8 protein-coding genes are annotated in these 12,572 nt (G+C 62.6%); all 8 read left to right on the forward strand.

Translation table 11 applies throughout. The annotated features are described in order from the left end of the window. Positions 1–144 precede the first annotated feature (144 nt). The 8 genes from RVAN_RS14540 (at position 145) to RVAN_RS14575 (ending at position 12,570) form a co-directional block, all read left to right on the forward strand. Positions 145–918 carry a ferredoxin--NADP reductase gene (locus tag RVAN_RS14540; protein ID WP_013420468.1) on the forward strand — a complete coding sequence of 258 codons (774 nt, stop codon included), beginning with the start codon at positions 145–147 and terminating at the stop codon, positions 916–918. Positions 919–1,054: 136 nt separating this feature from the next. Further along, a complete protein-coding gene (locus RVAN_RS14545; RefSeq protein ID WP_013420469.1) occupies positions 1,055–2,974 on the forward strand; it encodes an extracellular solute-binding protein in 1,920 nt (639 codons plus the stop codon). Next, positions 2,971–4,830, forward strand: coding sequence for an extracellular solute-binding protein (locus RVAN_RS14550; RefSeq protein ID WP_013420470.1), 1,860 nt, complete (start codon positions 2,971–2,973; stop codon positions 4,828–4,830). Before RVAN_RS14545 ends, RVAN_RS14550 begins: the two co-directional genes overlap by 4 nt. A 690-nt stretch (positions 4,831–5,520) precedes the next feature. After that, the gene (locus RVAN_RS14555; RefSeq protein ID WP_013420471.1) at positions 5,521–6,627 is read left to right on the forward strand and encodes a microcin C ABC transporter permease YejB; all 1,107 of its coding nucleotides are present in this window, start codon (positions 5,521–5,523) and stop codon (positions 6,625–6,627) included. A gap of 3 nt (positions 6,628–6,630) precedes the next feature. Then, positions 6,631–7,773, forward strand: a complete 1,143-nt coding sequence (locus tag RVAN_RS14560) for an ABC transporter permease (RefSeq protein ID WP_013420472.1) — start codon at positions 6,631–6,633, stop codon at positions 7,771–7,773. 4 nt (positions 7,774–7,777) lie between these two features. Continuing rightward, the gene (locus tag RVAN_RS14565; protein WP_013420473.1) at positions 7,778–9,448 is read left to right on the forward strand and encodes an ABC transporter ATP-binding protein; all 1,671 of its coding nucleotides are present in this window, start codon (positions 7,778–7,780) and stop codon (positions 9,446–9,448) included. A 163-nt stretch (positions 9,449–9,611) separates the two neighbouring features. Further along, entirely contained in the window at positions 9,612–11,702 is a 2,091-nt protein-coding gene (locus RVAN_RS14570; protein WP_210160436.1) for a 3-hydroxyacyl-CoA dehydrogenase NAD-binding domain-containing protein, read from the forward strand. A gap of 94 nt (positions 11,703–11,796) precedes the next feature. Further along, entirely contained in the window at positions 11,797–12,570 is a 774-nt protein-coding gene (locus RVAN_RS14575) for an SDR family NAD(P)-dependent oxidoreductase (protein ID WP_013420475.1), read from the forward strand. The last annotated feature ends 2 nt before the right edge of the window (positions 12,571–12,572 follow it).

The raw sequence follows: 12,572 nt of genomic DNA on the forward strand, positions 1-12,572 counted from the left end.
GGCGTTCGCCGCAGCTTTAAATTCTTGCCGCCATCTTGTCTCCGCATAGCAGCTATGCTATCTGCGGCGCGGCAAAGAATTGACAGCCATGTAATATGGCTCAACTAACGAGACCGGCATCACCTCCACAGGAAAGTTCTGCAAATGGGCGCGTTCTACGAAGAGAAAGTCTTGGACGTCAAACATTGGAATGGCGACCTTTTCACCTTTCGGACAACGCGCGATCAGACGTTCCGCTTCCGCAACGGCGAATTCACGATGATCGGCCTGCGCGTGGAAGGCAAGCCGCTGCTCCGCGCCTACAGCATGGCCTGCGCGAACTACGACGACACGCTCGAATTTTTCAGCATCAAGGTTCAGAACGGCCCGCTGACCTCGCGTCTCCAGCACATTCAGGACGGCGACACGATCCTCGTCGGCAAAAAGGCCACGGGCACGCTCGTCATCGACAATTTGAAGCCCGGCAAGCACCTTTATCTGCTCAGCACCGGCACGGGCCTTGCGCCCTTCCTCAGCATCATCCGCGACCCGGAAACCTACGAAGCGTACGAGAAAGTCGTTCTCGTTCACGGCGTGCGTCAGGTGAACGACCTCGCCTACAATGAGTGGCTCACGAGCGAACTGCCGCGTGACGAGTTCCTCGGCGACCTGGTGCGCGACAAGCTCGTGTATTATCCCACGGTCACGCGCGAGCAATATCGCAACATGGGCCGCATCACCGACCTCATGACATCCGGCAAGCTCTACAGCGACATCGGCCTGCCCCACCTCAGCCGCGACGACGACCGTATCATGATGTGCGGAAGCCCGGCGATGCTCGCCGACGTGAAGGCTTTGCTTCTCGGCCTCGGCTGGGAGGAAGGCAACCACGGCGAGCCGGGCGACTTCGTGCTCGAAAAGGCGTTTGTCGAGAAATAGGCGCCCGCACCTCTCGCGTCGTTACATCCAAGCCCCGGAGCGCTCGCGCGGCCGGGGTTTTTTCGTGCCCACGCCCATCGTCCACAGGCTTTGCAAGTCCATGTCCCGCATGAAGGATCTTTAAGTGGAAGCAGGCATGCTGCGTGCTACCTTCAAAAAAGCTGAAAAGAAGGTCGCAAGCCTCATGCCCCATTTTGTGCATTTGTTGTTCGCAGCGCTGATAGCACTTTCCTTCGCCGCGCCCGCGTTCGCCGATCCTGAGAAGCACCACGCGCTTTCTCTCGTGCGCGAGCCGAAATATCCGGCCGATTTCAAACATTTCGATGGTGTGAACCCGAACGCACCAAAGGGCGGCACCGTGCGCCTCGCATCCGCCGCACCCTATGACAATCTCAATCCGGCGGTGTTTCGCGGCAACATCGCGCCCGGCGTCTCGCGTGGCGCGGATCTGGTTTTCGAAGCGCTCATGGTCACGTCGCGCGAGGAAGGCTCGACGCAATATTGCCTTCTGTGCGAGTGGGTCAGCTTCCCGGAGGATCGATCGTCCGTCACGTTCAAGCTGCGCGAAGGCGCGCGCTGGCACGATGGCGTGGCCGTAACCGTCGAGGACGTGCTCTTCAGCATGGATGTCGCGAAGGGCCGGGACACGGACACGGGCGCGCCCTGGCAACCGCTCCTCGCGCAGTATTACAAGAACGTGGTCAAGGGCGAGAAGACCGGCGAGCATGAGGTGACGTTCACCTTCGATGTCTCCGGCAACCGCGAACTCCCGTTCATCGTGGGCGAACTCGTCGTTTATCCCAAGCACTGGTGGGAAGGGCGCGACGAAAGCGGCAAGCCGCGCGACATCTCGAAGACCTCGCTCGAACCGCCGCTCGGCTCCGGCCCGTACAAGGTCAAGGCGACGCGGCCGGGCGAGTGGATCGCGTTCGAGCGCGTTCCCGCCTATTGGGGGCGCGATCTCCCCGTGCGTGCAGGCGAGAACAATTTCGACACGCTCGAATTCCAGTATTACGGCGATTTGAACGTGTCGATGGAGGCGTTTAAGGCCGGGCAATATGATTTCCGCGCCGAATCGAGCGCAAAGGCCTGGGCCACAGCCTATGATTTCCCGGCGCTGCGCGAGGGCAAGGTCGTCAAGCGCGAGGTGACGCTGGAAACGCCGAAGCCGATGCAGGGCTTCGTCTTCAATATCCGCCGCCCGAAATTCGAGGACGTCCGCGTGCGCCGCGCATTCAACCTCGCCTTCGACTTCGAGTGGACGAACCAGAACCTGTTCTTCGGGCAATATACACGCACGAACAGCTTCTTCGAAGGGCAGGAATTGGCCTCCAAGGGACTGCCATCGTCCGCAGAGCTTGAGCTTCTGGAGCCCTTGCGCGACAAGATCCCGCCGGAAGTCTTCACTGAAGAATTCAGAAATCCGGTAAACAAGGACCCGGCCGATTTCCGCACCAACCTTCGGCAGGCCGCGCGCCTCCTGAAGGAAGCCGGATATAAAGTCGTCAACAACAAGCTGGTGAGCCCGAAGGGCGAGCCGTTCACAGTAGAATTCCTTATAGAGTCCGAGGCTTTCCAGCGGGTGATCCTGCCCTACGTGGAAAACCTTCGGCGGCTCGGCATCGACGCTAATGTGCGGCTCGTGGATTCCACCGAGATGAAGCGGCGCGAAGACACGTTCGACTTCGACATTATTGTTGGCGTCTTCGCGCAGTCGGAATCGCCCGGTAACGAGCAGCGCGAATTCTGGAGTTCGTCCGCCGCCGACCAGACCGGCAGCCGCAACGTGATCGGCATCAAGAACCCCGCGATCGACACGCTCGTTGACAAGATCATCTTCGCGCCAAACCGCGACGCGCTCGTCACGGCCTGCCGGGCGCTCGACCGCGTGCTTCTCTGGAGCGCATTCGTTATTCCTCAATGGCATTCCGCGACGGCCCGCATCGCCTACTGGAACAAGTTCGGCTCGCCCGATCCCTTGCCGAAGCTTGTGGTCGGCTTCCCGGATGTCTGGTGGTTCGATGCTGAACTCGCTGCAAAGAACGGGTTGAAATGAGGACATACGAGGCTCGCAAACACACGCAGATGTGGCGCGGAGGTGCTCTGCTCGCCGCGCTCTTCGCAACGGCGATGCTGCTCCTCGCGGGGAGCGCCGATGCGGCGGAGCGCCGACACGGGCTTTCCTCCTTCGGCACGCTGAAATACGCCGCCGACTTCAAGCATTTCGACTATGTGAACCCGGACGCGCCGAAAGGCGGGCGGCTCGCGACGATGCCGACGAGTTCCATCAATACGTTCAACCATTTCAATGGCTTCATCCTGCGCGGCGACGCGCCGGAAGGCGTCGGCCTCCTGTTCGACTCGCTGATGGCACGCGCAATGGACGAGCCGGACGCGGTGTACGGCCTCGTTGCGCATTCAGCCGAGGTGGCGGACGACAGGCTGTCGGCGACGTTCTATCTTCGCCCCGAGGCGCGTTTCCGCGACAGCACGCCACTCACTGCGGACGATGTGGTGTTTACGCTGGACAAGCTGAAGAAAGACGGTCATCCGCGCTATCAGATGATGCTGCGCGATGTCGTGAGCGCAACGGCGGTGGACCCGCAGACGGTGCGCTACACCTTCAAAGGCGATAACCTGCGCGACCTGCCGCTGATGGTGGCGCAGCTTCCCGTCTTCTCGAAGGCATTTTACACCGCGAACGACTTCCTGAAGGAAAGCCTCGATCCGCCGCTCGGCTCCGGCCCTTACGAGGTCGGCGAATTCCGGCAGGGCACCTTCGTCAGCTACAACCGCCGCAAGGATTATTGGGCCGCCGATCTGCCGGTCAATCGCGGGCGTTACAATTTCGATACGATCCGCTTTGAATATTATCGCGACCGCGCCGTGGGCCTCGAAGCGTTCAAGGCGCGCGGGTACGATCTGCGCGAGGAATTCACCTCGAAGAGCTGGGCGACGGAATATGACGTGCCTGCCGTCCGCGAAGGCAAGATCGTCAAGCTGACGCTGCCCGATGGCCGCCCCTCCGGCGCGCAGGGCTTCTTCCTCAACATGCGGCGCGAGAAGTTCGCCGACAGCCGCGTTCGCAAGGCGCTCGACTACGCCTTCGACTTCGAGTGGACGAACAAGGCGCTGTTCTTCGGCCTCTACAGCCGCACGGCGAGCTACTTCGAGAACTCGGACCTGAAGGCCGAAGGAAAGCCGTCTGATGCCGAACTCGCGCTGCTCGAACCGTTCCGCGACAAGCTCCCGCCCGAGGTGTTCGGCGAGCCCTACACACCGCCCGTCACGGACGGCTCTGGTCGCTTCCGGCCGAGCATTCGTGAGGCGTCGCGGCTCCTCGACGAGGCGGGCTGGAAGCTCGACGGCGGCATCAGGAAAAACGCGAAGGGTGAAACGCTCGACGTCGAGTTCCTCATCGACGATCCCGTAACCGAACGCATCGTCGGCCCCTATGCGGGCAGGCTGTCCGATCTCGGCGTGAAGGCGACGCTGCGCCGCGTCGACCCCACGCAGGAGCAAGAGCGGATCAGGCGCTACGATTTCGAGATCAGCACGCAGCGCTATTCCCTGTCGCAGACGCCGGGCCCGGAGGTGCGCGCCTTCTGGAACAGCGAGGCCGGCAAGGAAGACGGCAGCTATAATCTCTCAGGCATTGCCGATCCCGCCGTCGATGCGCTGATCGACAAGGTGCTTGCCGCGAAAAGTCGCGATGAACTTCGCACCGCTTGCCGCGCGCTCGACCGTGTGCTTCGCGCCGGGCATTACTGGGTGCCGCAGTGGTACAAGGCGGCCCACAACATCGCGATGTGGGACAAGTTCGCCCGCCCCGCCGTGAAGCCCGCCTACGATCCGGCCATTCTGGACACGTGGTGGTACGACGCAGACAAAGCGGCAAAGCTCGGAGGCTAGACAACGCACCCGCATCAAGGCGCACGCCCTCGTTCAAGTCTAGCGGGCGGCCGGTATCGAAAAAGCAAGTCTATCTCTTGCGATTGTGGGCGGCGTTTCATAGGGTATCCGCCACATCGAACCGCCGGGGGCGGGCAATGCTTCAGCTTATGCTTGGAGACGCTGTGAAAATCGTTAAGAGGATCTTACCGCCGTTTACCATAGTGGAGATATATGGGGCGCCTACCATGATTAGCGGACATAATCCCGCGCCATGCGATGCCCGCCGGTAGAGCGATTCTGACATATGCGTTCCGCCTGCCGGGCGCATTCGGACGTAGGTCAGGCGCGTCGGTCTGAATGTGTGACATTTGATCCGACGCGAATTTTCGCTGCTAGAGCCCGTTCCGATCTGATTGATGCAATCAGATCGGTAAAACGGTCTCTATCTTCAAAATGAGAGACGGATTCACCGATCAGGTTGGTTCAACCTGATAGGATCCGGCTCTAGCCGGAAATCGGACCACGAGGGCGTAAAGCATGAGGCAAGCGCCTTGGCGCATCATGGGGCTGAGCATCCCGCTGCGCGCCACGGACGCCGCCGCAAAACGGGCCGTTACGGCCTTGAGAATTTAGCGAGCGCGAACCGCCGCAGAGCCGCGAACGCAGTCGCGCCAGCGGAGGCCGCGCCAAGCCAAACAACAGGGAAAGATGACCGCATATATCGTCCGACGCCTGGCCCTGATGGTCCCCACGCTGCTCGGCATCATGCTGATCAGCTTCATCATCATCCAGTTCGCCCCCGGCGGCCCGATCGAGCGCATCATCGCGCAATTGCAGGGCACGAACGTCGATGCCACCGCGCGCATCGGCGGTTCGTCCACCGGCGATTTCTCGAAGATGGCCGCGCCGGGCCAGGATGCGGGCGGCGGCGGCTCCTATCGTGGTGCGCGCGGGCTCGATCCCGAACTTATCAAGAGCCTCGAAAAGCAGTTCGGCTTCGACAAGCCGCCCGTCGAGCGCTTCCTGCACATGATGACGAGCTACCTCACGTTCGATTTCGGCCAGAGCTATTTCCGCGACGTGAGCGTGCTCCAGCTCATCAAGGAGAAGCTGCCGGTGTCGATCTCCATCGGCCTTTGGCTGACGCTGCTCACCTACCTGATTTCGATCCCGCTCGGCATACGCAAGGCCGTGCATGACGGCTCGCGCTTCGACGTGTGGACATCGACCGTCGTCATTATCGGTTACGCGATCCCGAGCTTCCTGTTCGCGATCTTCCTCATCGTGCTGTTCGCGGGCGGTTCCTTCCTCGACTGGTTCCCTCTACGCGGCCTCGTATCCGATAATTTCGCGCAGCTTTCGTGGCCCGAAAAGATCCTCGATTACTTCTGGCATCTCGCGCTGCCGATCACCGCGATGGTGATTTCCTCGCTCGCAACCATCACATTCCTCACGAAGAACTCGTTCCTCGATGAAATCAGGAAGCAATATGTGACGACCGCGCGCGCGAAGGGCCTCACCGAAACGCGCGTGCTTTACGGCCACGTGTTCCGCAACGCGATGCTGCTGGTGATCTCCGGCTTCCCGGCGGCGTTCATTTCGGCGTTTTTCACCAACGCGCTGCTCATCGAAACGATCTTCTCGCTCGACGGCCTCGGCCGCCTCTCCTTCGAGAGTGTGCTGAACCGAGACTACGCCGTGGTGTTCGCGACGCTCTACATCTTCTCGGCCATCGGCCTTTTGCTCAACCTGGTGTCGGACCTCGTTTATACGTGGGTTGATCCGCGCATCGATTTCGAGACGAGGGAGGTCTAGGCCATGGACATTCGTGTCGAACGCGCCCCTGACGCGCCCGCAGAAAAAGACCCGGCGGAAATCGCCGCGCCTGTCGCAGAGAAGCGCGGGTGGTTTCACTTCTCGCCGCTGAACCAGCGACGCTGGAGTATCTTCAAGTCGAACCGGCGCGGCTTCTACAGCTTCATCCTCTTCACCATTCTGTTCTTCCTGACGCTGTTCGCGGAGTTCATCGCGAACGACAAGCCCTTCCTCGTGAAGTACGACGGCGCGATCTACACGCCGATCTTCAAGATGTACACGGAGAAGCAATTCGGTGGCGAGTTCGAGACCGAAGCCGATTACCGCGACCCGGAGGTGAAACGCCTTATCGAAGAGAAGAACGGCTGGATGGTGTGGCCGCTCATTCCGTACAGCTATCGCACGATCAAGCTGGACCTGCCGGTGCCCGCTCCCGCGCCGCCATCGTGGGAAAATTGGCTCGGCACCGACGATCAGGGCCGCGACGTGCTCGCGCGCGTGATCTACGGCTTCCGCATCTCGGTGCTGTTCGGCCTGTTCCTCACCATCTTCTCGGCGCTTATCGGCGTGACGCTTGGCGCGATCCAGGGCTATTTCGGCGGCTGGACCGACCTTTTGATGCAGCGCTTCATCGAGATCATCGGATCGCTACCGAGGCTTTACATCCTGCTGATCCTGTCGGCGATCCTTGCGCCGGGCTTCTGGTGGCTGCTGTTCATCATGCTGCTGTTTGAGTGGACGGCGTTCGTCGGCCCCGTGCGCGCGGAGTTTCTGCGCGGCCGCAACTTCGAATATGTCCGCGCCGCGCGCGCGCTCGGCCTGTCGAACGTGCAGATCATGTTCAAGCACATCCTGCCGAACGCCATGGTTGCGACCGTCACCTTCGCGCCGTTCATCCTCGGCGGTGCGATCACGGCGCTGACGGCGCTGGATTATCTCGGCTTCGGCCTGCCGCCCGGCTCGCCGTCACTCGGCGAACTTCTCCAGCAGGGCAAGCAGAACCTGCAAGCGCCGTGGCTGGGCCTCACTGCGTTCTTCACCATCGCGCTTATGCTGAGCCTGCTCGTCTTCGTGGGCGAGGCGGTGCGTGATGCGCTCGACCCGAGGAAGACCATGCGCGTAAACCACGTCGCGACGGGGAGCTAGGCCGATGACCGAAACGCAAGCGATACAGCCGACGCCCATCGAAGCCGCTCCCGCAGAAGCGCCGCTGATCGAGGTTCGGAACCTCGCCGTGAAGTTTAACGGCACCGCGCCGGATGTCTTCGCCGCGCGCGATGTCTCCTTCGACATCAAGAAAGGCGAGACGCTTGCGCTCGTGGGCGAATCCGGCTCCGGCAAGACGGTGTCGGCGCTCTCGATCTTGCGCCTGCTCCCGGTGGGCGACGCGACTAACCCCATCGGCGAAATCTGGTTCGAGGGGCAGGATCTGCTGAAGGCGAAGGAGGCGGACATCCGACGCGTGCGCGGCAACCGCATCTCCATCATCTTTCAGGAGCCGATGACCTCGCTCAATCCGCTGCATACGGTGGAGACACAGGTCAGCGAGGTGCTGAAGGTCCATAAGGGCATGTCGAATACGGCGGCCCGCGAGCGCACGCTGGAACTGCTCACCAAGGTCGGCATCCGCGACCCCGAAAGCCGCCTCGGCGCTTATCCGCATCAGCTTTCCGGCGGCCAGCGGCAACGCGTGATGATTGCCATGGCGCTCGCGAACGAGCCGGACCTGCTCATCGCGGACGAGCCGACGACGGCGCTCGACGTGACGATTCAGGCGCAAATCCTCGACCTTCTGAAAGACCTTCAGCGCGAACTCGGCATGGCGCTGCTTCTCATCACGCACGACCTCGGCATCGTCCGCAAGATGGCGGATCGGACCTGCGTGATGAAGGACGGGCTCGTCGTTGAGCGCGGGCCTGCGGAAGAGGTGTTCACCAACCCGCAGCATCCCTACACGAAGCAGCTGCTCGCCGCGCAGCCAAAGGGCGAAGCGCCGCCGCTCGACGAGACCGCGCCCGTTGTGCTGAAGGCCGACGACCTGAAAGTGTGGTTTCCGATCAAACGCGGCTTCCTGCAAAAGACGGTCGATCACATCAAGGCGGTGGACGGCGTTTCGTTCAAGCTGCGCGCCGGGCAGACGCTCGGCATCGTGGGCGAGTCGGGTTCCGGCAAGACGACGCTCGGCCTCGCCATGCTGCGGCTGATTTCGAGCGAGGGTCAGATTGTCTATGCAGGCCAGCGCATCGACGGGCTGAAGTCGCGCGAGATGCGCCCGCTGCGACGCGAAATGCAGATCGTGTTTCAAGACCCATTCGGCTCGCTCAGCCCACGCCTTTCGGTGGGCCAGATCATCGAGGAAGGGCTTCTTATCCAGAACCCCGACATGAGCCGCGAGGAGCGCCGCGCGCGCGTTTCGGCCGCGCTGGATGAAGTCGGCCTCAAGCCCGAGTGGCAGGACCGCTACCCGCACGAGTTTTCCGGCGGCCAGCGCCAGCGCATCTCCATCGCCCGCGCCATGATCCTCGAACCGCGCTTCCTCATGCTCGACGAGCCGACGAGCGCGCTCGACGTGTCCGTGCAGGCGCAAATCGTCGACCTGCTCAGCGGCCTCCAGAAGAAGCGCGGCCTCGCCTATCTCTTCATCAGCCACGACCTCAAGGTGATGCGCGCGCTTGCAAGCTACGTCATCGTGATGCGCAACGGCGTGGTGGTGGAGGAAGGGCCGACGCGGGAGATCTTCGAGCACCCGAAGAGCGATTACACCAAGGCGCTCATCGCCGCCGCGCTCGATCACCGCACGCTAGTCGTTCAGGCGGCCTAGGCGAACGCCATTTGCGCGCGCGTGCCCAACTCGCCCGCCATGCGCCTGGGCATGCGCTGGTGTGACCCCTGACGCGACCCGTTGGACGTTGACGGTTCCCTCCCGCAACCGGTAATGTTCATAGTGGCCGAACTATAAACGAATAACGATTCCCCCGGGAGAAATGATGGCCCGAAGTCCCGTAACATACGAAACGAAGGACGGCGTCGGTGTCATCACCGTTGACAACCCGCCGCTTAACGTCGTCTCGAACGAGGTGCGCGACGGCCTCATGCTCGCCATTCGCAAGGCGGAGGCGGACCCGGTCGCGAAAGCCGTGGTGCTGATCGGCGCAGGGCGCAACTTCGCCGCCGGCGCTGACATCTACGAACTGACGCACCCCTACTCCGGCGCGGACATCAACGACATCTGCGCCGCTCTCGAAGACCTGCCGAAGCCCGTGGTCGCGGCGCTTCATGGCACGCCCGTCGCGCGCGGCCTCGAAGTCGCGCTCGCCTGCCATTACCGCATCGCCGCGAAGGACGCTCGCCTCGGCCTGCCCGAGGTGAAGGTCGGACTTTTGCCCGGCGGCGGCGGCACGCAACGACTGCCGCGACTCGTTGGCGCGAAGGCCGCACTCGACATCATCATTTCGGGCGACCTCGTCCCGGCGGTGAAAGCGAAGACGATCGGCCTCGTCGATGAGGTGGTCGACGGCGATATCCTGCCCGCCGCCATCGCTCTCGCGAAGTCGAAGTCCTTTCTGTCGAAACATCCGAAAACCCGCGAGCTGAGCGCCAAGATCGCGCCCGACCGCGGTTCGCATCTCTTCGAAGGACGGCGCGACGAGCTTCGTCGCCGCCAGCCCTTCCAGCACGCGCAGTTCCGCTGCGTCGACGCCATCGAAAGCGCGGTGCATCTGCCGTTCAGCCAGGGGCTGAAGCGCGAGCGCGAGCTTTTCAACGAAGCGCTCGACGACGACCAGAGCAAGGCGCTGATCCACGCCTTCTTTGCGGAGCGCGAGGCCGCGAAGATCCCCGGTTTCCGAACGGATGTCAGGCCGCGCGAAATAAAAAGCGTCGCGGTGGTTGGCTCCGGCCACATGGGCGGCGGCATCGCCATGGCGTTCGCCAATGCGGGCTTCCCGGTGATTGTGCTCGACCGCGATCAGGCGGCTCTGTCGCGCGGGCTCGCCGTCGTCGCGAAGAACTACGAAAGCATGGTCCGGCGTGGCCGCCTCGATCAGCCGGGCATGAACAAGCGCCTGAGCGCGATCCGCAGCACCGTCAATTACAAGGATCTCGCGGACGTCGACCTCGTGGTGGAGGCGGCATTCGAGGATATTGGCGTCAAGGAGCAGGTGTTCCGCGACCTCGACCGCGCCTGCAAGAAGGGTGCGATCTTCGCGTCCAACACTTCGACGCTCGACATCGACGAAATCGCAAGCTTCACGCGCCGCCCCGGCGACGTGATCGGCACGCATTTCTTCTCGCCCGCGAATGTGCAGCGTCTCGTCGAGGTGGTGCGCGGCAAAGAGACGAGCGCGGATGTGCTCGCCACGGCGATGGCCGTTGCAAAGAAGATCGGCAAGATAGGCGTTGCGGTCGGCAATTGCGATGGCTTCGCGGGCAACCGCATGCTGGAGAAATACGTCACCGAGGCGATGATTATCCTCGAAGAGGGCGCGACGCCCGCCGAGGTGGACACCGCGCTGACCCGCTGGGGCCTCGCCATGGGGCCGTTCGCCGTGTTCGACCTCACCGGCATCGACGTCAACTGGCACATCCGCCAGCGCCGCCTGAAACAGGGCAAGCCCTACGGCTCGGCGCTGCTCGACCGCTTCTACGACGCAGGGCGCTTCGGGCAGAAGACCGGCAAGGGCTTCTATCGCTACGAGACCGGCAGCCGGGCGCCGCTTCCCGATCCCGAGGCCGACGCCATCATCGAGGCGTATCGCCGGGAGGTCGGCCCGCGCGTGAAATCGGTGTCCGAGCAGGAGATCGTGAAGCGCACGATTTATGCGCTGGTGAACGAGGGCGCGAACATCCTCGACGAGGGCGTGGTCTATCGCTCCGGCGACATCGACACAATCTACATCAACGGCTACGGCTTCCCCGCCTGGCGCGGCGGCCCGATGAAATATGCGGAGTTGCGCGGCCTCGCCGAGGTGCTGTCCGACCTCGACATCTTCCATATGCGCTTCGGCGACCGCTGGAGGCCTGCCGCGCTCTTGAAGTCGCTCGTCACGGCGCGCAAACCGAAATGGCCGCGCTGAAGTAGCGGCGGAAAATGCTTCGAGCGGCGCAGATGCCGCTTCGCACGAAATAATAAGTGGCGGCACAAGACCGCCTCAACATTGGGGAAGCGTCATGGGTCTGTTTGACCTGTCGGGTCGCGTTGCGGTGATCACCGGATCGTCGCGAGGCATCGGTCGCGCCATCGCGCGGGAAGCGTCGCGCGCGGGCGCAAGCGTTGTGGTCTCGTCGCGCAAGCTCGACGCCTGTCAGCGCGTCGTCGATGAAATCCGCGAAAGCGGCGGCCGGGCGACGGCTGTCGCCTGCAATGTCGGCGTGAAGGCCGATCTCGAAGCGCTCGTCGCGCATGCCTTGCGCGAATATGGCCGCATCGACATTCTCATCCCCAACGCGGCCATCAATCCCGCCTACGGCCCGTCGTCCGAAGTGTCGGACGAGGTGTGGAACAAGGTTCTCACCACGAACCTCACCGCGACCAATTGGCTGAGCCAGCTCGTGCTGCCGGGCATGGCGGAAAACGGCGGCGGCTCGGTGATCCTGCTGTCGTCCATCGTGGCCACCGTCGGCGCGGCCAACATCGGCGTCTATGCGATTTCGAAGGCGGCCGAAGCACAACTCGCGCGCAATCTCGCCGTGGAGTGGGGGCCGCGCGGCATCCGCGTGAATTCCATCGCGCCGGGCGTCGTCAAGACCGATTTTGCAAAGGCTTTGTACGAAAATCCGAAGGCCGCCGCGACTGTCGCCAACATGACATGCCTCAAGCGCCTCGGCGAGCCGGAAGACATCGCGGGCGCGGCTGTATTTCTCGCATCCGACGCCGCGCGCTACATCACAGGCCAGTTCATCCTTGTGGACGGCGGCGCATCCATTTTTACCCCCATCGGGTGATT

It is taken from the genome of Rhodomicrobium vannielii ATCC 17100, assembly GCF_000166055.1.
GTDB lineage: Bacteria > Pseudomonadota > Alphaproteobacteria > Rhizobiales > Rhodomicrobiaceae > Rhodomicrobium > Rhodomicrobium vannielii.